Genomic DNA, 22622 nt, shown 5'->3' on the forward strand with positions numbered 1-22622 from the left:
ATAGCGAGCTCAAGCAACCTGAGAATCCGCCATTGAGCGTGAGGGTCCGCACTTTCGCGGCAGACTGGCTGCCTCTGCCGCTTCTCGTCGTCACCGTCGGCATCATCGTGTACGCCATCTACCGTGCGATGAAGTTCGTCCTCCAGTGGGTGGTTGAGGTGCTGATCGGCTTTCACCCGCTCGCGCCATTCGGGGTCACAATCGCGGCGCTCGCCATTGTCGTTCCATACGCCGTCCGGGGGAATATGAAACGACGCCGTGTAAAGTCTCGCGTCGGCCACGCGTGCGTCCGCTGCGGCTATGACATGGCAGACAAGCTGCACGGCACATGCCCCGAGTGCGGCCTGATTTGGGCGACAAACCGGCGTAAGGACGGGTGGAAGCCGTCTGGTTGCGCCGTTCGCAGTGCGAGGCCCGATGAGTACGGCATCAACGGGCCGATCTGGCAACTGCACACCGACTCCTATGGAGGAATCGCGGCGCCCGCGCTCGTCGAGTTGCTCCGTACCAGAGCCGGCGACGCGGCCATCTCTCTGGTGGCGGAATGGGATGGAAAGCCCGCCGGGCACATTCTGCTCGTTCCATCGGTCGTGCGGCTCGACCGTGCGGATCAAGCGGAACCAGAAACGACCGAAGTTCTGATACTGGTCGAGTTCGCTGTCGCTGCGGGACATACGGGCATGGGAATCGGCTCAGCGCTCGTCATTGCGGGCTTGCGCGAGGGAATGGCTCGGGGGTACAGGCGCGTCGCAACAGACTGCCGCCCGCACTTTCTCTTGAAGTTCGGATTCGAGCCCGCCAGCAAGCGGAGCATCCGGCTGCCATACTCCGATTGCGAGGACGAGGACAACATCGGCTGGGTCGCGCTCGAACTCGTCCCCGGCGGGTTCGGCGACTGCGCGGGCGTGATCGAGTATCCGCCGCGCGAGTTCGTGTCTGGATCGGATGCAGTGGACACGGCAGGTCCGAACGCCTGAGATCGAGCACGACGTGATGAGAGCACCGCAAAATCCGGGCGCGAGCCGACGATCTCAGGGTCGGATTCGATCCTTCATCAATGCTCTGACGCATGGCGGGAAGGTGCTTGCCGCGTGCTTTGTGGTGGCTGTCGCGATCACGCTCCTGCTCTTCTTCGACATCTTCCGTGAAACAATGCTGATCCTCGTGCTCAGCATTGTCGCATACACATGGATCAGCATCGTTCTCTATAAGCGACGAGAGCGCCGATGGAATGAGCGATTCGGCCGCGCGTGTGTTCGCTGCGGCCAGGAGATGAACGGCAACATCCACGGAACGTGTCCAAAGTGCGGGCTCGAATGGGCAACGCACAGACGCAGCATCGGTCCTTGGGGCGCCCTGTGGTCCATTGGTTCGTACAGCATCAGGCACGCACAACCAGCCGACATCGAGCGTCATGCCTCGACGTGGCAACACTGTGACCGCTCCGCGGCACTCTCAATGGATGTGGACCGTTTGCACGAGCTATTCGGTCCGGATGGTGTCATCTGGCTTATAGCGGAGCGTGATGGACATGTCTGCGGCCACATCCTGCTGCTCACAGTGGTCGTTCGACTCGACAAGCCCACTGCCGATGGACCTTGCACCGCCGATGCATTCGCGGTCGAGGCATTTGGTGGAGATCTCGCGAACTGGCCACACGACGTGCCTACCGAGGCGCTCGCAATTGCGGCTTTCCGCGAGGCCAGTGAACGCGGCTGTCGCCGAGTCGTGGTGTACGACCGTTGTGACTTCATCCGATTCGGATTCCGCGATCTGGACAGTACGAAGCTGCGAGCGTCCTTCGGCGAGGCCCATAAGTGGCTCGCCCTCGAACTCGTCCCCGGTGGGCTCGACAACTGCGCTGGCGAGATCGAGTACCCGCCGCGCGCCCTGGGATCTTGATCACGACCGTGACCCTCATCACTGCTCTGGCTTGATCAGCACCGCGCTCAGCACCCGCTCCGTCACGAACGCTCGCAGGACCTCCGTCGTCGCTTCCGCCTGCAAGGAGTCCACGATTAGCGTCGTCGGCTCCGCATCGGTTTCGTGTTCCCGTGGCGGCGCGAGCACGATCCAGTGCAGGCCGGGCGCACGAACGAGTGCGACTGCGGGGTGCCCCCTCTGAATATGCGACACGAGACGTTGCAGAGACTCCGGCGACTTGGGCTGCAGCACCACACTCGCATCGAAACCGTCCTGACCCAGCACGCGCAGCATGTCCGGGTGCAGCGTGCCCAGCGACTCCGGATCGAAGTTTGTCGCTCGCTTGTCTGTCCCCAGACGGAAGCGGAGTCGATTCGTCCCCGGATCAAGCCCATAGGCGCGATACACCGACGAGATCGCGTGGAACCCGCACGTGTGCGGCTCGACCTGCTTCTCCGGCGCGAACGTGCCCGGATACTCGAGCGGCGCGTACGCGACCGGCGACGCGCTGTACTTGTCAGAGTAGTACCGCGGCGAGCCGACGCAGAACGAGCCGATCGCCACGGCGATAGCCGCCACGGCCACGAACAACAGAATCGCCCGCTTCCACGCAAACGCACGCATGCGGACAGCGTACCAACTCCGTCGCATCCATTCGATCGGGTTCACACCCCATGTGAACCAGATCGCCACCACCGGCCACAGCACTCACCCCACTATCGCCTCAAGCAACTCCCGCCATTCGGCGTAGGCGTACACAGTCCCGTAGCGATCGTGCAGTTCGCGGATCTTCGCCATACCGCGCTCGGTCAGGTCGTGCTGCCACGCCTGGGCCGTGCGATCGCAGAAATACACGCGGCAGCCGAGCGGCCTGACGGGGTGCACGCCGCACAGGTTTCGTTCTTGAAAAGGACATCCGCCGCTGGCTCGGGCCTGCTCGACATCAGCGCCCGTCAACCCGCGCGGCTCTGCCAATCTCGCCAACCGCACCACCGTGTATGCCGCTTCCAAGCCGGTCGTGTACAGGCGATGACCCGTCTTCTCAAAGTTGCAGCAACGGCCGGAAGCCCAGCACGCGGGCCCACGCTCGCCGATCTCGCGGGCCACCTCGGCGTAGATCGATTCAAGCTCCGCAACAACAGCCGGCTCATTCGCCTGGCGCAGCCAGTCAGCCGCCATCGAACGGAGTGTTCCCTCGTCACTCATCGCGCCGGATCCAATCGTCCCTCGATCGTCGCGCGCACCATCCTGATCTCGCGCGGGTCGTGCAACTCGCCCTTCCCCATTCCAGGGCACGTGCGCATCCCCTGCTTCCATCCTTCGGGAGATCGAACCATCGCGGGCCAGAACGGCCACGCGCGGCACTGCGCCGGCCGCGCCCCATACACCGAGCAGACTGCCTTGCCCGGAACAGACTTCCGATCGAGAAAGACGCAATCGAAGCCCGCCGGCGAGTCCTTCTCTTTCAAGGACAGGCCGAGGAACGTGCTCTGGCAGTAGGTCTCGCGGAACGCATCGTTCGAGATGCCGAGCTCCGAAGCGAGAGCGGCGATCTCAGCATCATCGACAATCACATACCCCGGCGGCCCCGAGCAGCAGTTGCCGCACTGGGTGCAGGTGAACCGGAGCCCGACATCTCCCGTCGCCGGATCGGCAGCGTCGAACCACTCGCGTGTTGTCTCTGGCTCGTGATGTGATGACTGCTCGGCCATGGTTCAGGATCGCGCCGCGTCCGGGGCGCAGGCACGCTCAATGGCAGCGGCCCTCAACACCGCATCTGCAACGAGGCGATCGGTCTCTGCGTCAAGACGCATTCGCTCACCTTCTGTTGAGACCAGCGGGAGGTTGATCCGGACGTTCCACGCCGCGGCTCGTGCGCACGCTTCTGTCAGCAGCGCGGCGATCGCAAGATCCGACTTCAGGTACGGGTTGGTTATCGGGCCGAGTTTGCCCAAAAGGCGAAGCAGGTCACCACACGCCGCGAGCATGGAGTTCGGCGCGCCGAGCGCACCCTCAACGGCCTGGCTCCATTCAGCGATCCGCTTCGGGTCGTTCTCAGGGAGTTTCTGCAGTGCGTTGAGGCGCGAGTACGCCGCGGCGTCCGCCTCCGCGAGGAGCAGGAGCAGTTCCCTGGCTCTGGTCAGTTGGATCGCGGCCGATTCCAGCTCGGGTGTGTGGGCCGCGAGGGACTTTCTCCCGACGGAATAGGCGACCACCATGGAGCCGAGGGCGGCTCCGAGGGCACCGACAGCGGCGGCTACCGCCCCGCCCCCCGGTGAGGGCGTCTTTGAGGCAACCGCTCTGAGCAGATCAGAGAAGCGCAGATCGGCCAGCGATTCGTTTGTAGTCTCGGTCACGGGGAGAGCGTAGCACATTCCCCTAGATTGCCACATTCGTTCAAATCGTTCTTCAGGAATGGGGCGTCTGTGCTTGTAAATGGTGCAACAAATCAGTAAGTTGGCGTTGCTTCTGCGCGCGGTGGCCACCCTCGTGTCCGCTCACGCGCCGAGTCAGCCGAGTCATTGGAGAGTGACCGTGTGTTTGCCGGGTCTTGATGGGGCGTCTGGGAGTTTCGAGTTGGAGTCTCGTTCGGAAGTCTTGTCTGGGAGGCGCTAGCAGGTTTGATGGTGAGTGTTTGATCGGAAGAGAATTGAGAAACGGAGTGTGATCGATGAAGTATGGCGCTCGTGCGCTCGCGGCTGTCCTTCTGTCAGGACTGGCCGTTTCGGGTGCGTATGCACAGGTTCAAGTTTCGAATGCAGCCCCCGTGCACCCGGACAAGCGGGTTCAGGAAGCACGCGACAAGGAGCAGGGATCGGTCAACGAGGCCCGTGCTCACGCTGAGTGGTGGTACGGACAAACCCGCGGCCCGGTTTCATCCGAGCGCGTCATATACGGCGCAGACAACCGAATCGAAGTGTGGCAGGAGACCGACCCGGTGCTCCGCCAGATGGCCGAGGCCGCGTGCGTTGTTGTCTTTCCTTCTGAACTCGTCAACAACGGCAACGGCACGTACACGCTGAACACATCGCCATGGACGAGCTCAGGCGGAACGCTCTGCGCGGATGAGCCCTTCCGGGGTCAGCCCCAGATCGGCTTCTGCTCCGGCTTCCTCGTCGGCACGGACATCGTCGCGACAGCGGGTCACTGCGTCGGATCGGGCGGCGTCACGGGCGCGACCAACGTCGCGTTCGTCTTCAACTTCGAGATCGATACGAGCGGCGGCTCCGCACCGACGATCGTCCCCGCCAGCGATGTCTACTTCGGCGTTGCCCAGATCAACCAGGCACTGGGCGGCGGACTCGACCACTCCATCGTGCGCATCGACCGCACCGTCACGGGGCGGAACCCGGTTCCGATCCGGCGCAGCGGCACGATCAGCAACGGCGATCCGCTTGTCATGATCGGCCACCCAGTCGTCATCCCGAAGAAGATCGCGGGCGGCGCAGAGTGCAAGAACGCCAACGGCTCTACGCCGTGGTTCCAGTCGAACCTCGACGCCTACGGTGGCAACTCCGGCTCGATGGTCGTGAACGCCAACACCTATGAGGTCGAGGGCATCCTCGTCCGCGGCGCGCCCGACTTCGTCACTTCCGGCGGGTGCCGCGCCTCGAACAGAGTTCCAGACTCCGGTAACACCGGCGGCGGCCTCCAGTTCGAAGAGTGCTCCAAGACCACCGCTTTCGCGAGCCACATCCCGCCGCTGGGTATGCAGGTCACCCCGCTTGGCAACACGACGCACATCGGCCTCGTGGGCGGCCCCTTCTCGCCCGCCACCGTCAGCTACACGCTCTCGAACCCCACCGGCGACCCGATCAACTACTCGGTCTCGCTTGTGTCGCCGACCGGCAACGTCCTCATCAACGGTGGCACCGGCACGCTCTCGGGGTCTCTGCCCGCGAGCGGCAGCATCCTGGTCACGGCGTCGCTCGCCGCGGGCGCGAACGTGCTCGGCGCCGGCATCTACTCGGACACCATCGCGTTCAGCGATCTCTCCAACAGCCGCACGGTTGAAGCCGTCCACACGCTCGAGATCGGCCAGACGCTGGTGACGGTCTCACCGGCGAGCAACCTGAACGCCTCCGGCCCCGTGGGCGGTCCGTTCTCGGCATCCGGGTTGTATGTCATGACAAGCGAGCGTCCGACGCCCGTCTCGGTGCAGGTCTCGGCGGATCAGCCGTGGGTCTCGCTCAACGGCGGCTCCGGCCCTGTGACGGTCGGCCTGACGGGCCTTGGCGATGAGGACTCTGTGCTTGTCGGCGTCGGCCCCGCCGCCGGGTCGCTCCCCGCAGGAATCCAGACCGCGACCGTCACGTTCCAGAATCTGACGAGCGGCGCGACAACGACCCGTTCGGTGATCCTCGATGTCGGCCGCTATGTCTATCACTCGAACGATGTTCCCCGTCCGATCACGGACAACAGCAGCTTCGACAGCACGCTCAGCGTCTCTGACGCATACTGCGTCGGCGATGTGGATGTTGCCGTAGATATCACCCACACCTTCAAGGGCGACCTGATCGTTGAGCTGATCTCGCCCGAGGGCACCGTTGTTCGCCTCCACAACCGCACAGGCGGAAGCGACGACAACATCATCCAGACCTACGACCAGGGCGTCGTCAACCCCGATGGCCCTGGCTCTCTCGACGATTTCAACGGCGAGATCGTGACCGGAACGTGGACCCTCCGCGTCTCCGACAACGCCAACCTCGATACGGGAACCCTGAACGCCTGGTCGCTCCGCATCGCCACCAGCGGCCCGGTCTGCCCGCCGAGCGCGAGCAACGGCTCGATCATGGCCATGCCCGGAGCACTTGAGACCATCACGCTCCAAGCCCTGAGCGGCGTCGGCAACCCGCTCGACTTCATCATCACATCGCTCCCGACGGTCGGTGCGTTGTGGGATCCCACAACCAACACCGGCATCCTGTCGGTTCCCCACACCCTCGCGGGCGGCGGGAATCAGGTCTACTACAAGTCGTCCTACGCCTCCTCCGGATCGACCTCGTTCACGTTCAAGGCGAACGACGGCCTCGACAGCAACACCGCCACCGTCAGCGTCACACTGACCAATGAGGGCGTTGTCGCGAGCTTCCCGCTCGACACAAATCCCGGCTGGACCACCATGGGCCAGTGGGCATGGGGCGTGCCCACCGGTGGCGGCTCAAACGGTGGAGATCCCACATCGGGCTACACCGGGATGAACGTCTATGGCTACAACCTCGCCGGCGACTATCCCAACAACCTCTCGCCCACCCAGTACCTCACCACAACGCCGATCAACGCGTCCAACGCCACGAACGTGCGTCTGCGGTTCTGGCGCCGCCTCGGCATCGAGAGCAGCACGTGGGATCAGGCCAACGTCCAGTACTCGACCAACGGCACGACCTGGACCACGATCTGGCAGCACGCGAGCGGCTCATTCAATGAACTCGCGTGGACGCAGCACGAGTACGCGTTGCCCCTGGCCAACAACGCCATCACGCTCTACATCCGCTGGGGCATGGGAACCACCGATAATTCCGTCACCTATCCCGGCTGGAACATCGACGACATCTCGATCATCGGTGACATGCCCATTCCGAAGCTCGCTGACTTCAACGGCGACACGCTCGTTGACATCCTCGACTTCCTCGACTTCCTCGACGCCTTCGGCTCGGAGCACCCCTCGGGCGACTACAACGGTGATGGACAGATCGACATCCTCGACTTCCTTGACTTCTTCGACGCCTTCGGCTTCGAGTGCTGTGACTGACGCATGACCTTCACGCCGCGTGTGTGCGGCGTGATCGATCCACACCCCTTCTCGCGGGCGTGCCGAACTCGTGGCGGCACGCTCGCTTTCTTTTTCAATAGTGACACACGCAGCAGCGAGAGCCGCCGAGGGCTCCCGCCGGATGCGTCATCACATGTTCATCGCGAGGCGATCAACGCTCGATCGGCACGCCCACCATGCTCCCGTACTCCGTCCACGATCCGTCGTAGTTCTTGACATCCCTGAGTCCGAGCAGGTATCGAAGCACAAACCAGGTATGGCTCGACCGCTCGCCGATGCGGCAGTACGCGATCGTCGGCTTCTCCGGATCGACCCCGGCCCCCTTCAGGTAGATCTCTCGCAGCTCGTCGATCGACTTGAACGTGCCGTCCTTCTGCACGGCGGTCGCCCACGGCACGCTCCGGGCCCCTGGCACGTGCCCGGCGCGCTGCGCCGTCTCGGTCATGCCGGGCGGGGCGATCACCTTGCCGCTGAACTCGTCGGGGCTGCGCACATCGATGAGGTTCGCGCCGCGCGACTTCACCGCGCCGAGCACGTCCGTGACCATTGCTCGGAGTGAGAGGTCGGGCTCGGACGCTGTGTACGTGGTCGGCCTGACCTGCGTCGGCTCCACGGTCAATTCTTTGTCGTCCTCGGCGAGCCACTTGGCACGGCCGCCGTTCATCAGCCGGACATCCTTGTGGCCGTAGAGCTTGAAGAGCCAGAAGGCGTACGCCGCGAACCAGTTGTTGTTGTCGCCGTAGAGGATCACCGTATCGGCGTTCGAGACGCCGGCCTCAGAGAGCAGCCGCTCAAACTCAGCTTTCGTAGGGATGTCGCGTCGGACCTGGTCCTGCAGCTGGGTCTGCCAGTTGAAGCCGACCGCCCCTCTGATGTGCCCGGCGTCATACGCCTTCGTATCCACATCCACCTCGACGAGCCGTATGCCCGGCCTGCCCAGATTCTCCTTGACCCAATCCGTCGAGACCAGCACGTTCGTGTCCGCGTACTCGCTCATGATTCGCCTCCTGACTTGGTGACTTCCTGACTTCGTGACTTCGTGACTTTCTGGCTCCCGGCTACGCCTCGGTCCCTTCCTTCAACGCCGGAAGGTGCCTCAGCATGCTCGACATGTACTTGAAGATGCTGTCGCAGAAGATCATCACGCCCATGCCGACCGGCTCGCGCGATGCGACAAGCCTCGCACCCTCGAAGATCAGCCCGCTGCTCGGTCCGGCGAGGAGCCCCTCGCGCTGGGCGAGTTCCATCGCCCCGGTGTACGCCCGCTCGAAGTCGATCTCGATCACCTCGTCGACAAGCGACTCGTCGTACAACTTCGTCACGTGCAACTCGCTCTTGTTGCGGATGCCGGGGACGTCGTGCCCCTCAGAGGGCTGAATCGCGACGATCCTGATCCCGGGGTTCTTCTGTTTCAGGAACGTCGCGCATCCCGTCACCGTGCCGCACGTGCCGAGGGAAGTGAACAGGTGCGTGATCTTCCCCTCTGTCTGGCGCCAGATCTCCGGCCCTGTGGTTCTGATGTGGGCCTCGACATTGGCGCGATTCTCGTACTGGTTCGGCATGACGTAGCGATCGGGCTGCGCCTTCGCGTGCGTCCGTGCCATGCCGATCGCGCCGTCACCCATGCCGGGGCTCGGACAGAGGTTGTCGTTGATGACATCCAGCTCCGCGCCCGCGAGCTTGAGCAGCGCCTTCTTCTCGATAGGCACCTTGTTCGGCACAACGGCACGCATGCCGTATCCCTTCGCAGAGGCGATCGCCGCCAGGGAGAGCCCCGTGTTGCCGCTCGTCGGCTCGACGATGGACTTCCCCGCCGAGATACGTCCCTCACGCTCCAATGCTTCGATGAGCGCGGATGCCGCACGGTCCTTGACGGATCCGAAGGGATTCATCCACTCGAGTTTCGCCCAGAGCGTCGAGCCCTCCGGCGCGAGCCGATTGAGCCGCACCAGCGGCGAGGGGTTCTCCTCACTCGGCAGCATCTCAAGAATGCTCTCGTACACGCGTGCGCCATGGTCCATGAATCAGCCCCTCGTTCGACGCGATGGCAACCGGTCCTGGTGCCGATCCGATCGCGCCGAGCACATAGGTCAGCGAGCGGACGTGCCGCCGCCCAACCACTCAGATGCAATGACTGTCAAAAGGGGAACAGAAGTCCGCCGACGAACCGTCCTGTGCTCAACAACAACACGAGTTCGCGCCGAGGGCGTCGAACCGGTGGAGCATGGACTCGGGCGAGGTGGCTTCCATCATGCCAAACGTAGTAGGCACGACCCATCGCCTCGTCCACGCCAACGACAAGGAAGACGCAGAACCTGCCAGGAATGGCGGGAAACCCTCACTCACCGGGGGCATCCAACCAAGCACCACGCTCGAACACTCGCGTATGGTCGACCAGATAAGCACCAATTCTCAGGCATCGCCAGGCGGCCCCACGCCTCCTTGGATGGGGGCAGTGCTCCGCATCGCCGGCGTCTACAACATCGTGTGGGGCGCGTGGTCTGTCCTTGATCCTCGCTTCCCATTCATCTTTCTGGGCGCGCCCGTCCCGACCGATACCTTCATCTGGCAGTGCCTCGGCATGGTGATCGGCGTCTACGGAATCGGCTACTGGCTCGCTGCATCGAACCCGGCACGCCACTGGCCGATCGTTCTCGTCGGTTTGCTCGGAAAGATCTTCGGCCCCATCGGTTTCGTCTGGACCGCGCTCATCACGCGTGATGCGCCAGCCGAACTCTGGCCGATGCTCATCGCCAACGATCTGGTGTGGTGGATCCCCTTCACCCTCATCCTCGCACACGCATGGCGAGCCAACGAGGCAGCTCGCCTCTCACGCATCGCGGCGATTGACACCTCCGCCGACCGCGCCGCTCCCGACACCGCACTCTTGTCTGTCGCCAGAGCATCGGATGGACGCACGCTCCGCGAGATCTCTGACGTGGGACCGACGCTTGTGGTCTTCCTGAGGCATATCGGCTGCACGTTCTGTCGCGAGGCAGTGGCCGATCTCGCACGCATGAAGCCCCGGTTGGATGCGAGCCATGTGTCGGTCATTCTCGTCCACATGAGCGAGCCGCGACGCGCCGGCGCGTACTTCGCCACGATGGGCCTCTCCGACACCCCTCACATCTCGGATCCTGACCGCTCGCTGTACCGGGCGTTCGAGCTCCAGCGCGGGCGCCTCGGTGCGCTCTTCGGGGCGCGTGTCTGGATCCGGGGTCTGCGGGCGGGGCTGCTCGATCGGCATGGCGTGGGCCGGCTTGAGGGCGACGGCTTCCAGATGCCCGGGGCGTTCCTGGTACACCGGGGCCGTATCTTGCGGGCCTTCCGCCATGAGTCGGCGTCGGACCGCCCCGATTACTGCGAGCTTGCGGGGGCCTGACTCGAACAGCCCAACTCACTAGCCCGCGCCACCCTCGCTCGCATAGACACGAGGCCGGCCCGAGCCCACACAGCCCCTCCACCGGATGGTCCCTATCATCACGGTTCTTATGCCAGTCCCACGCATCGCCATCATCGGCCGACCGAACGTCGGCAAGAGTTCGCTCCTCAACATGCTCGCGGGCGACAAGGTCTCGATCGTCGACGACGCGCCGGGCGTGACGCGCGACCGTGTCTCCGTCCTCATCGACCTGCCCAGCCACCACGAGGGCGAGCCCGAACGCACCGTCGAACTCACCGACACGGGCGGCTACGGCGTGTACGTCGCCGAGGGCGAGCGCTTCGACGATGTCGGTGCCGACCTCTCGAAACTCTCCAAGGACATAGAGGCCCAGATCGCCGAAGCGATCTCATCGGCAGACGTGATCCTGTTCTGCATCGATGCCCAGGCAGGTATCACGCCCCTCGACGAGCACATCACCCGGCTGCTCCGCGAGCAGCGGCTTGGCACGCGTCAGCGAGATGGGCACGTCGTGCCGGTGCACGTCGTCGCGACAAAGACGGACGGGCCCCGGTGGGAGGCCCACGCGTTCGAGATTGCCGCGCTCGGCTTCGGCGAGCCGATCCTCTGCTCCGCGCGCACGAACTACCTGCGCCGCGAGATGCGTGAGAAGCTGTTCGATCTGCTGCCGCCTGCGGAGCCGGGGGACAACGAGGGCGTGCTGGTCGATCTGAAGATCGCGATTGTCGGCAAGCGCAACGCGGGCAAGTCCTCACTTGTAAACGCCCTTGCGGGCGAGCCCCGCGTGATCGTCTCAGAGATCGCGGGCACGACGCGCGACGCGGTCGATGTCAGGATCCAGGCCGGCGACAAGTCGGTGATGCTGATCGATACCGCCGGCCTCCGCCGCAAGAAGTCGTTCACCGGAGCCGTCGAGTGGTACGCGTTCGATCGCGCCAAGCGGGCCATTGACCGCGCCGATGTTGTCTTCATGCTGATCGATGCCACCGAGCCCGTGTCGCAGGTCGATCAGCAGATGGCGATGCTGATCCAGAAGTCTTTCAAGCCCTGCGTGATCGTCGTGAACAAGTGGGACATGATCGCGGGCCGCAAGAACGACAAGGGGCGCGAGATCTCTCCGGCCGATTACCACGCCTACCTCCAGAAGGAACTGCGGGGGCTCGACTTCGCCCCGATCGTCGTCATCTCGACTGCCACGGGCCTGAACCTCAAGGCCCCCATCAAGGTCGCGTTCGATCTCTTCGAGCAGGCCGGTCAGCGTGTCCCCACCGGCCAACTCAACCGGCTCCTCGAATCGATTCTCGCGCAGCGCGGCCCCTCCTCCAAGCTCGGCACCATCGCGCGGGTCTTCTACGCCGCACAGGTCCGCACACACCCCCCCACCATCGCGATGGTCGTCAACCACCCGCAACTCTTCAACGCCAACTACAGGCGGTACATGCTCGGGCGATTCCGTGACGCGCTCCCCTTCGAGGAGGTTCCGATCCGGATCCTGGTCCGGGGTCGCAAGCGCGGCGAAGAGATGCACACCACCGAGCACCTCAAGGGTCGGGTGCAGCGCGAGCAGCCGCTCGTGCAACACATGGAATCTGAGGCACTCTCCGAGCAGGACATCGCCGAGATCCTCAGCGAAGAGATGCCCGACGACGCCGAGTCTTACTTCGATGAGGAATGAACCGATCGCGTCACGTTCGTGTATCGTTCGCACGAACTGCCGACATTCGTTGGGCGATCACGTCGCGAACGGCCTGCCCGCGTGATGGGCGAGCTCGGCCGACCTACATTCCATCCCATGCGCTCGACGTGGCCCCACGATGCTGGGGGCTTTCCAGATGCGTCCGATCCAGGACGCGCGCCGGGCGGTGGACACCGTCAACATGAACCGCAGGATCAAGCGTCTGTTTCTCACGGCGGCTCGCATACGCCCTTCCAGGCAGATCGCTCTTGGCTACGGCGCTTACATGCTCTTCGGCTGGTTTGCGTTGATGCTGCCGGTAAGCCATGCCGGCGGGGCTGGAATCCTCGACCACCTCTTCACTGCGGTCTCAGCGGTTTCGACGACCGGCCTTACGACGACTCCCACCGGTGACACCTACACGCTCTTTGGTGAGATGGTCATCCTGCTCTTGATCCAGATCGGCGGTATCGGCTATATGACAGCGGGATCGTTCGTCGTGCTCGCGCATCGCAAGCGACTCCCGGCGTTCAGAGAGCGAGTCGGACGCGCTGTTTTCACGCTGCCCGATGGAATAACGGTTGCGTCGCTGGTGCGCGGGGCGATGTTCTTTACGCTCTTCATCGAGGCCGCTGGAGCGACGGCACTCTACTTTGCGTTCCGGGACGCCGGATCGACGCGTCCCCTCTGGGACGCCGTGTTCCACTCGGTCTCCGCGTTCTGCACGGCGGGTTTCGGGCTTTACGGCGACAGCATGGAGTCGTTCCGATCGCATGTGGGACTGAACATGATCCTTTCGGTGCTGAGTTTGCTCGGCGCGATTGGTTTCATCGTCATGCTTGACCTCCTCCGTCGGATGACGGGCATGGCGCGGCGCACGACGGTGACGACACGGATCATCCTGTTCACGACTCCACTGATGATTGCTCTCGCGACGGTGCTCATCTTTCTTGATGAGCCGCTCATCTCCGGGCTTCCGCCCCATCAACGCCTGATGGCTGCGTTCTTTCAGGCGATGTCGGCCTCCACGACCGTGGGATTCAACACCGTGCCGATTGGATCTCTATCTCGTGCGACGACCGTGGTCCTGCTCATCCTCATGGTGGTCGGGGCATCGCCCGCCGGCACAGGCGGCGGAATCAAGGTGACCTCCCTTACGGCTCTTCTCTCGGTCGTCTGGGCGACGCTGCGCGGCACGACGGATGCACGCTTTCTCGGACACTCCCTGCCGCTGGAGCGAATCCGTTCTGCGATGTCAAACCTTGTCGTCTATCAGTTTGCGCTCGTGATCGGCGTATACCTGCTGACGCTGACGGAGTCTGCCTCGTTGGAGGACCTGACGTTCGAGGCCGCGTCGGCGATCGGAACCGTCGGCCTATCGAGGGGCGTCACCGGATCCCTCTCGCCGCTGGGGAAGATGATCGTAATCGCCTTGATGTACGTCGGTCGCGTCGGACCCGTGATGCTTGGTGCGAGTCTACTGGCCAAGGAGAGCAACGGCTCGAATCAGATCGCTCCGGAGAGCCGAACACCGGAGGACGTGGCTGTCTGAGGATTATGCCCAGACGTGTTCTACGATCGATTCCCTAGGAGCAATCGCCATGAGCAAGAAGGCCGCCGCCAGAAAGCCCGCATCGAAGAAGGCCCCCTCCAAGAAACCGGCACCGAAAAAGTCGGCCCCGAAGAAGGCGTCCCGAAAGAGCCCCGCTCGCAAGCCCGCGAAGAAGGGCTCGCCCGCGAAGACGGCCCCGAGAAAGTCCGCACCGAAGAAGGCGGCATCTCGGAAAGCAACCGTCGCTCGCGCGACGCCGACCACCTCCAGAAGCATCGCGAATCAGGCGATCGCCTTCCTCCGCTTCGCGGCCTCGACCGCCGATGCCCAGATCGGCTCCATGCCCGATGAGCACGCGCTATCGCAGCTCCACGGCGCGGACAATCACGCCGCGTGGACGCTCGGGCATCAGGCCCTCAGCCGCGCGTGGTTCGCCTCTTCCATCTCCGGCGTGATGCCCCCGATCCCCGAGACGTACAGCGCGCTGTTCGGCGGCAAGTCCAAGCCCTCGGCCGATCCGGGCATGTATCCCTCGCTCGACGAGCTCCGCGCCAACTACAGATCCTCGCTGGACGCGCTCATCGCCGCCGCAGAGTCACTCACCGATGCCGATCTCGATAAGCCCGCGCACGGCGACTCGGGGGGCTGGCTGACGACGCGCCTGGACGCTGTGCTGAAGGCGGCTTGGCACGAGGGATGGCACGGAGGCCAGATCGCGACGCTGCGGCGCGGCCTCGGGCTCCCGCCGCTCATGTAAGCATCGCCTGAGACACAAAGAGCGACACCCGCGCGAATCTCGCTTCATACGCGACGTGCGGTTGCGCGCGCCAATCGATCGTGGATGGCGGCCCAGATCTCGGCGTCGGAACCGCCTGTCGGCGGACGTTCGATGATGATCAGTTCCACGCCCGAGGCGTCGGCCTCGCGCAGCGCGCGGTAGAGGGATGAGGCATACCCGATCGCGTCCGAGGGCATCTCGATGAGCGTGTGAACACGGGGCCGCCCCGGACCCGCGATCGCGACCAGCGCCATCGGCACGCCGCTCTCCTCGATCGCACGCCCGATCTGCTCTCTCGGAAGCAGCACAGCCCGTGTCCGCGGGGCATAGTGCGATTCCATCCGTCCCGGCGAGGCCATCGGCCCGCCCGCGGGGTCGTCGCTCCCGCGTCTCTCCCGCACATCGCACCCGAGCGCACGGGCCACCTCGCTCGCGCCGATCACGCCGGGTCGCAGGACCTCTGGCGTCTCGCCGACAACCGACACAACGGTGGACTCGATCCCCGCGCGGCATGCGCCACCGTCGAGCACCATCAGTTCACCGCGTTCGATCTCTTCGCGGAACTCGTCCTCAACGTGAGCCGCACTCGTCGGCGAGAGAAAGCCGGATCGATTCGCGCTCGGCCCGACGATGCCCTCGCCGACCATCTCGATCAACGCGAGAGTGAGCGGATGCGCGGGGCATCGAACCGCGACTGTGGACCCGCCCCCCGAGACCGCTGCGGGCACCCGTGCGCCTCGCTCGACCACGATGGTCAGCGGGCCGGGCCAGAACGCGTGCGCCAGACGGGATGCACGATCGGTCCATCGGGGGGTCAACGTCCGTGCCATCTCTTCGCCGGAGACATGCACGATCAACGGATTCCCGGGGGGCCGACCCTTCATCGCAAAGACCCGCCCCACCGCACGCTCGTCCGTCGCCAGCGCGCCGAGTCCGTAGACCGTCTCGGTCGGGAACGCCACCAGTCGCCCCTCACGCAACTGGGCGACGGCCCTTGCGATCTCCTCCGGTCCCGCGCTCATCTCACGGTCCCGCCGTTGCCGGCGCCTGCCCCGAAGCGGGCACGCGCGGATCGTTCACCAGCACGGGGATCCTCCACCCTTCCATCGGCGGGTCCTCAACCTTGAAGTCGATGCGATTACGCTCCAGGGCCATGCCGGTCGCCGCCGCGAGTTCCGCCAGCGAGACGTTGTAGTCGATCAGGGCCGCGACCTCTTCGCGTTCGGCGTTCGCCAGCGACTCCTGCCGGTTGAGTTCCAGGTCCAGGCGCTCCACGGTGTAACCCCGGATCGTCTCCTTCTCCACCAGGAGCGCACGCAAGACCTCCGTTGCTGCGTACCTGCTCGTCCGTGTCTGCTCGATCAGCTTGTAACTCGTCGTCATGTTGTCGAGCGCGTTCTTCACCTCGAGCACGATCTGCTGAACCGTGTTCTGATACGAGATCGTCGCCTGCATCCGCTCGATCCGGCGGCGCCTCAGTTCCGCCTCCGGCGCGCGGTTGCCGATCTGCTGCTCGAAGAAGAGCCCGACCAGATAGTCCACGAACGAGCCGTCGAGATTCTCGTACGCCTCGCCCGCGTTGTCCTCGAGCGCGAGGAACCGGGTCTGCAGGCGCATGTCCAGTTGCGGAAGCCGGTTCTGCTCCGCCACCCGCTGCCGGATCGACGTGTCGTCGATCGACAGGATCGCCTGCTGGATCTCGGGCCTCTTCTCGAGCGCGGTCGTGATCGAGTCCGCCAGTGAGTACGCGACCGGCGCGTCCAGAGCGGAATCCGCTGGCAGCAGAATGACCTCGCCCCCGACCGGCAGATCGGGGTCGTTGATGAGCAGCTTCAGCCGATCCGATGCCCGGCGCAGCGCGGTCTGGGCGCGGAGCAGGTCCGCGCGCCGCCGCTCCACACGCGCCGTCGCGTCGGCGATCTGCGCCGGCGTCGCGTCCAGCGTCCGACGCTGGGCCAACTGATCGCGCACCTCAACGCCACGCTCAAGAAGCCGACGCAGGATCTCTAGATCCCGCTTGGCCTGCACGACCTGCCAGTACGCACGCTCCGTGTCCGTCACCGTGGAGATCAGATCACGCTTCAACCTCGCGACCGACTCGCGTTCGGCGTTGCGGCTCAGACGCACCTGCGCCAACGCGACATCCGAGCCGAAATTCCTGAGCAGCGGCTGGTCGAGCTGCACCGTCACGGCCAGCTGCGATGCGGGATCGGGGCTCACCCGCAGGCCGGGCGTCGAGTTGTCCGTGTAGATCAGTTCCTGCTGCACCTGGAACGAGCCGCCCGTCTCCAGCGGCTTGCGAAGCCCCGTCGTGCTCGACACCGCCTGCCTCTGCTCAGAGCTCACACCCGTCAGAATCCCGCTCGTGGACTGCCTCGACCTCGGTTCATCGACGTTGCTGTACTCAAGGTTCGAGAAGAACGTCCAGTCGAACGCCGCTTCGGCGGTCACAAGCTGTGCCCCGCTGACCGCCGGGGCCAGACGCGCGAACTGCACCTGGAGATTCCGCTCCACCGCCGAACGGATCGCGTGCTCCAGCGAGATCGTCACGGTCCGTGCCGGCGTCGCCGTAAGATCATCGGGCAGAGGCAACTCCCGACCGGCATACGCGCCGGGGCCGGCCATCTCATCGAGGGTCTTCAGCGTCTCGGGTTTCAGATCCAGACGCGAGACACCCACATCGCGGGTCGTCTCACGCAGTGCCGGGTTGGCCTTGCTCTCTGCCAGCTCGCGCTGGACCTTCTCCACGACCGAGCGGCGCAGCTCCGCCTCGCTCGATGCCCGCAGGGGCGACTCGCACCCTGCCGACAATGACAAGAGCATCGCCCCGCTGATCGCGCCGACGCATACCCGCAAACGACGCCCGACGTGCTTTGGAGAGGTCATGCGAGGGAGAAGTTAGCCCCTCACAACCCCTGCGGCAACAAGGCCGACTCTTTCCCGCACGGAAGATCGCCCCAATACTCAACTTCAACCACTTTTGCCGATACGATTTGACGGTCCGGCCTCCCGCGACGCTGGGGAATACGCCTTAGCCAGCCGCGACCGATGCGAATCGCGCGAAGGAATGCCACGATGAACACCGCTCGCTCCATTGCACTTGCCTGCGCCCTCTCACCGGCCTGCCTCGCCCCGCTTGCGGCCGTCGGCGTCGCGACCTCGCTCTATTCGACAGAGGCAGCCGCACAGCAGATCAAGGCCGTTGACGCGTACTGGGCCATCACAGAGCGGCCCGCCGTCGTCCACTGCGGCGATTCCCAGCGTTACTACCGGGTCGCGGAGCTCCAACCCGGCACGCTCGTTCGGGTCGATGGCCAGAGCGGAGACTGGGCCAGAATCGCCTACCCGGCGGGCATCGGGGCCTTCGTCCGTGCCGATTCCGTAACGCAGGGCAACGACCCCGGCACGCTTGTCCTGAACTCACCCTCCCGCCTCTATGCCGCCAACGCGGTTGCCGGCCTCGACGGCTCTTGGAAAGCCCTGCTCGCCGAAGGCCAGGCGCTCCCCGCCGGCACCAAGCTGACGGCACTTGAGACGGTGCGGAACCAGTCGAACGCCATTTCCGGGTACAAGGTCGCCGCCCCCGAAGCGGCCCGGGGCTTTGTTCTCCGCTCGAACCTTCGCACGCCGACACCCGAGGAACTGAACGCCGCCGGTGTCGCGAGCGCTCCCACACCCACGCCGGCTCCGACGCCCGCACCGACAGCACCCGCCCCCACTGAGCCCGTTACTCCTGCCCCGATCTCCCTCATCGAAGAGCCGACGAGCACCGGCACGCCTCCGCCCGCCACACGCCCGGCAACAGATACTCCAGCAGACTCGCCAATGGTGATCGAGCAGCGACCCGTCGCACCCGTGCAAGCCCCCCCGGCTGCCGGATCGTTGCAGGCCCTTGACGAGTCCTTCCGCCGGGTCCAGTCACAGTCCGATGCCGAGGCCGAGATCGACGAGCTCCGCGCCGAGCTGGAGGCCGCTCTCGCCAAGGTCGACGATGTCCCCTCGAACCGCTTCATCCGCGCAGGGCTCCAGCAGCGCATCGAGATCCTCCGCATCCGCGCCGAGTGGCGCGACCAGATGCGTGCACTCGAAGAGCGTCGCCTCGCGGCCACCGCCGCCACCGGCACCACCGAGCGCACGATCCAGGAACTGCAGCAGCACCGCGTCTACACCATCACCGGAAAGCTCACCACGAGCGAGCTGTACGACGGCGTACGACTGCCGCGCATGCTCCGTGTGCAGTCCATCGGCGGGCAGACGACGCGGACGCTGGGCTATATCCAGCCGACACCCGAGCTCGGGCTCGACACCAAGATCGGCCAAACTGTCGGCGTCGTCGGCAACATCATCCTTGACCCGCGGACCGGCCTCCGCACCATCGAGGCCTCTCGCGTTGAGGTCCTTGCAAACGTGCCCACCAGCAGGGAATAACCCCTGCCGCCCGGTAGGCACACCTTCAGCCAGTATCGGAAGGGCCGACATCATCCCCTCCGGACCATTTTCATCCGCACAAGGCACCCGCCTTCTGCATTCTCTTGTGACGATTTCGGTACAGTAATGGAGCCGTGCGAACCAAGCATCCATCCATCCTGACGGCAAGCGGCATCTCCGCTGAGCCCGACCCGTTGACCGCCGCAGCGAACGCGTGCGAGCGTCTTCTCTCAACGCCCAATCTCCCTCGCTCACAACCGGACCTGGTCTACCTCTTCGTTTCCTCGCACCACGCCTGGTCCATGCGCACCATCGGTGCCCATGTCCAACGACTTCTCAGCCCGACGCGTCTTGTCGGCACGACCGCCGAATCGGTGCTGGGCTCATCCCACGAGCTCGAGGGCGCGCCCGGTATCGCGCTGCTCGCCATGTGGCTCCCCGGCGTCAGGGTTTCCCCGTTCCTGATCGATGACCTTGTCCTCGACGACGAGCAGGACATCGAACGCCAGCGTGAATCCATCCGTCGCGTCATCGACGCAGGCCCCGACCTCCGCGCGATCGTCACCATCCTCGATCCATACTCCGTCCCCGTGTCCCGCCTCCTTCCCGCTCTGAACGACGCCCGCACCGATCCGCGGGCACCGATCATCGGCGGCATGGCATCCGCTCCCCGCACGCCGGATGGAGGCGGAAACGTCCTCCTCATCGACGACCGCATGATGGACAGAGGGGGCGTCGGCGTCTCGTTCTCCGGCCCACTCCGCGTCGACGCAGTCGTCAGCCAGGGCTGCCGCCCGATCGGCCCGAACCTCGTCATCACCAAGGCCCGGGGCAACCTCATCCTCGAACTCGGAACGCGCCCCGCACTCCAGGTCGTGCAGGAACTCCTCGCCGAACTCAGCGAGGAAGAGCGCAATGCGCTCAAACGCGGCCTGCTCATGGGACGCGTCGTGGATGAGTACAAGGAACGATTCGGGGTGGGTGATTATCTGATCCGCGCCATGGTCGGCGCCGACAAAGACCACAGCGCCATCGCCGTGAGCGAGACCGTCCGCGTAGGCCAGACCGTCCGGCTGCACGTCCGCGACGCCGACACAGCAACCAGCGACCTGTCCATGCTCCTCGACGGACAGAAACTCCACGGCCGACCCGCCGGAGCACTCGTCTTCACGTGCAACATGCGAGGCCGGCGTCTCTTCCCGTCCCCCGCTCACGATGTCGGCTCGCTCCAGCGCGCCTTCCGCGCCACGCCGGACGGTGCGGCACGAGCGAAGGGCGGCACCGCCATCGCCACCGACACGTGCGAACTCCCTATCGCCGGTTTCTTCGCTTCCGGCGAGATCGGCCCCGTCGGGCGCGATGCCTACTTTCACGCCCACACCGCCAGCATCGCGATCTTCCGCGATCCCTGATCGCGGAAGATCGCGTTCTTGAGCGATCTCGCGACCTGAACGCCCCATAAGTCACGCCCCCGAATCGCCGATGCTTCCAGAAGCGGGAGCCGAGGTCTATCCTTTGCCCCCGCCCTCTTTGCTCGCACCCGGACGCGGCTTTGTCACAAAGCCCTGTTCTCACAAGAGATACGCGCCATGTCCTCCCACCTCTCGATCGCCCTGGCCCACGGTGACGGCATTGGTCCTGAGATCATGAACGCCACGCTGGACCTCTTCAAGGCCGCGGGCATCCTCGAACGCCTCGCCTTCGTCCCAGTCGAGATGGGTGAGGGTGTCTTTGCCAAGGGCAACACGCGAGGCATGACCGATGAGGCCATCCGCACCACCGAAGACTGCGGCATCCTCTTCAAGGGCCCCATGGGCACGCCCAAGGGCGGCGGCGGCAAGTCCATCAACGTCACCGCCCGCAAGATGTGGAACGCCCACTCCAACTTCCGCGTCTTCAAGACCCTCCCCGGCGTCCACACCGTCTACTCAAAGGCCGGCATCCACATCGACATGTCCGTCGTCCGCGAGAACATCGAGGACACCTACGGCGGCGTCGAGCACCGCCTCTCCAACGACATGATCCAGTGCAAGCGCCTCATCTCCGCACCCGGCTGCGATGAGGTCCACCGCTTCGCCTTCCAGACCGCCCGCAAGCTCGGCGTGAAGAAGGTGCACTGCGGCCACAAGGCCAACATCATGAAGATGACCGACGGTCTCTTCCTCGATCGCTTCAAGCAGGCCGCGAAGGACTTCCCCGAGATCGAGACCGGCGACGTGATCGTCGATGCCCTTTGCATGAACCTGGTTGTCAAGCCCCAGCAGTACCAGATGATCGTTCTGCCCAATCTTCAGGGCGACATTGTCTCCGATCTCTGCGCCGGCCTCGTCGGCGGCCTCGGCTTCGCGCCCAGCGCGAACATCGGCAACCACATATCCATCTTTGAAGCCGTGCACGGCACCGCGCCCGACATCGCCGGGCGAGGCATCGCCAACCCCACCTCACTCATCCTCTCCGGCCTGATGATGCTCCGCCACGTCTGCATGGGACACGAGGCCGCGACCATCGAGAACGCGCTGCTCGCGACGCTCGAGTCCGGCGTCCACACCGGCGACTTCGGAGATCCAGCCACCCCGCCGGTCGGCACACAGCAGTTCGTCGATGCGATCAAGAACAACCTCGGCAACAAGCCCAAGACCGTGCCCGCTGCCGCCGTGCCCGACGCCTCAGAAACCTGCTTTGTCCGCGCTCCCAAGCCCAGCGGCCCGCAGGTCATCCGCACCTTCAAGAACCTCGTGACCCAGGCGGTCGGCTGCGACATCTACCTCGACACGCCCCTCAGCCCCATATCACTCGCCGAGGAGATGCAGCGCGCCTGCGCCGACACGCCCTTCAAGCTCACCGTCATCTCCAACCGCGGCACACAGGTCTGGCCCACCGGCTCGGTCTACACCGAGTGCGTCGATTACTACCGCGTCCGCTTCGAGCTCAAGGACGGCGTCGTCCCCGGATCCTTCGGACAGAGCCGCTGCGTCGCGCTGATGGACAAGATCGCCGAGTCCTTCACCATCTGCTCCTACGAACTCCTCCGCACCTTCGACGGCGTCAAGGGGTATTCGCTCGCGCAAGGGCAGTGAGCCGCTCAAAGGG

At 64.8% G+C, this 22622-nt stretch carries 18 protein-coding genes; 10 read left to right on the forward strand and 8 right to left on the reverse strand.

Annotated features, from left to right (window positions below):
- Positions 1-38 precede the first annotated feature (38 nt).
- Positions 39-977 carry an N-acetyltransferase gene (locus KF838_09240; GenBank protein QYK46967.1) on the forward strand — a complete coding sequence of 313 codons (939 nt, stop codon included), beginning with the start codon at positions 39-41 and terminating at the stop codon, positions 975-977.
- 16 nt (positions 978-993) lie between these two features.
- The gene (locus tag KF838_09245; protein QYK46968.1) at positions 994-1902 is read left to right on the forward strand and encodes a hypothetical protein; all 909 of its coding nucleotides are present in this window, start codon (positions 994-996) and stop codon (positions 1900-1902) included.
- 18 nt (positions 1903-1920) lie between these two features.
- On the opposite strand, the gene KF838_09250 is transcribed toward KF838_09245, so the two are convergent.
- The 4 genes from KF838_09250 to KF838_09265 all read right to left on the reverse strand — a co-directional run bounded on the left by KF838_09250 (position 1921) and on the right by KF838_09265 (position 4280).
- Positions 1921-2547 carry a hypothetical protein gene (locus tag KF838_09250; protein QYK46969.1) on the reverse strand — a complete coding sequence of 209 codons (627 nt, stop codon included), beginning with the start codon at positions 2545-2547 and terminating at the stop codon, positions 1921-1923.
- Between the two features lie 84 nt (positions 2548-2631).
- Positions 2632-3129: a YkgJ family cysteine cluster protein gene (locus KF838_09255; protein ID QYK46970.1), complete on the reverse strand. Its 498-nt coding sequence runs from the start codon at positions 3127-3129 to the stop codon at positions 2632-2634.
- On the reverse strand, positions 3126-3635 hold the full coding sequence (locus KF838_09260; GenBank protein QYK46971.1) for a YkgJ family cysteine cluster protein: 510 nt from the start codon (positions 3633-3635) through the stop codon (positions 3126-3128). The genes KF838_09255 and KF838_09260 overlap by 4 nt, the downstream gene beginning before the upstream one ends.
- A 3-nt stretch (positions 3636-3638) precedes the next feature.
- Positions 3639-4280 carry a cyclodeaminase/cyclohydrolase family protein gene (locus KF838_09265; GenBank protein QYK46972.1) on the reverse strand — a complete coding sequence of 214 codons (642 nt, stop codon included), beginning with the start codon at positions 4278-4280 and terminating at the stop codon, positions 3639-3641.
- Positions 4281-4594: 314 nt separating this feature from the next.
- Here KF838_09265 and KF838_09270 point away from each other — a divergent pair, with 314 nt between their 5' ends.
- Positions 4595-7675 (forward strand): proprotein convertase P-domain-containing protein, encoded by a 3081-nt coding sequence (locus tag KF838_09270; protein ID QYK46973.1) that lies wholly within the window; start codon positions 4595-4597, stop codon positions 7673-7675.
- Positions 7676-7847: 172 nt separating this feature from the next.
- Here KF838_09270 and KF838_09275 read toward each other — a convergent pair whose 3' ends face one another.
- Together KF838_09275 and KF838_09280 are read right to left on the reverse strand one after the other, a co-directional pair.
- Positions 7848-8693, reverse strand: coding sequence for a sulfurtransferase (locus tag KF838_09275; GenBank protein ID QYK46974.1), 846 nt, complete (start codon positions 8691-8693; stop codon positions 7848-7850).
- Positions 8694-8754: 61 nt separating this feature from the next.
- A complete protein-coding gene (locus KF838_09280) occupies positions 8755-9717 on the reverse strand; it encodes a cysteine synthase family protein (GenBank protein QYK46975.1) in 963 nt (320 codons plus the stop codon).
- A 230-nt stretch (positions 9718-9947) separates the two neighbouring features.
- On the opposite strand from KF838_09280, the gene KF838_09285 reads away from it, so the two are divergent.
- The 4 genes from KF838_09285 (at position 9948) to KF838_09300 (ending at position 15083) form a co-directional block, all read left to right on the forward strand.
- On the forward strand, positions 9948-11078 hold the full coding sequence (locus KF838_09285) for an AhpC/TSA family protein (protein ID QYK46976.1): 1131 nt from the start codon (positions 9948-9950) through the stop codon (positions 11076-11078).
- Positions 11079-11187: 109 nt separating this feature from the next.
- A complete protein-coding gene (gene der, locus KF838_09290) occupies positions 11188-12774 on the forward strand; it encodes a ribosome biogenesis GTPase Der (protein QYK46977.1) in 1587 nt (528 codons plus the stop codon).
- Positions 12775-12931: 157 nt separating this feature from the next.
- On the forward strand, positions 12932-14326 hold the full coding sequence (locus KF838_09295) for a hypothetical protein (protein QYK46978.1): 1395 nt from the start codon (positions 12932-12934) through the stop codon (positions 14324-14326).
- Between the two features lie 49 nt (positions 14327-14375).
- Positions 14376-15083 carry a DinB family protein gene (locus tag KF838_09300; protein QYK46979.1) on the forward strand — a complete coding sequence of 236 codons (708 nt, stop codon included), beginning with the start codon at positions 14376-14378 and terminating at the stop codon, positions 15081-15083.
- 44 nt (positions 15084-15127) lie between these two features.
- Here KF838_09300 and KF838_09305 read toward each other — a convergent pair whose 3' ends face one another.
- Together KF838_09305 and KF838_09310 are read right to left on the reverse strand one after the other, a co-directional pair.
- Entirely contained in the window at positions 15128-16126 is a 999-nt protein-coding gene (locus KF838_09305) for a threonylcarbamoyl-AMP synthase (GenBank protein ID QYK46980.1), read from the reverse strand.
- Position 16127: 1 nt separating this feature from the next.
- Positions 16128-17990 carry a TolC family protein gene (locus KF838_09310; protein QYK46981.1) on the reverse strand — a complete coding sequence of 621 codons (1863 nt, stop codon included), beginning with the start codon at positions 17988-17990 and terminating at the stop codon, positions 16128-16130.
- A gap of 189 nt (positions 17991-18179) precedes the next feature.
- On the opposite strand from KF838_09310, the gene KF838_09315 reads away from it, so the two are divergent.
- From KF838_09315 to KF838_09325, 3 genes are all read left to right on the forward strand, one after another.
- Positions 18180-19532: a hypothetical protein gene (locus KF838_09315; protein QYK46982.1), complete on the forward strand. Its 1353-nt coding sequence runs from the start codon at positions 18180-18182 to the stop codon at positions 19530-19532.
- A gap of 134 nt (positions 19533-19666) precedes the next feature.
- A complete protein-coding gene (locus KF838_09320) occupies positions 19667-20944 on the forward strand; it encodes an FIST C-terminal domain-containing protein (GenBank protein ID QYK46983.1) in 1278 nt (425 codons plus the stop codon).
- Between the two features lie 177 nt (positions 20945-21121).
- Positions 21122-22609 (forward strand): NADP-dependent isocitrate dehydrogenase, encoded by a 1488-nt coding sequence (locus KF838_09325; protein ID QYK46984.1) that lies wholly within the window; start codon positions 21122-21124, stop codon positions 22607-22609.
- Positions 22610-22622 lie beyond the last annotated feature (13 nt).

This window comes from Phycisphaeraceae bacterium, from assembly GCA_019454185.1.
GTDB lineage: Bacteria > Planctomycetota > Phycisphaerae > Phycisphaerales > UBA1924 > JAHBWV01.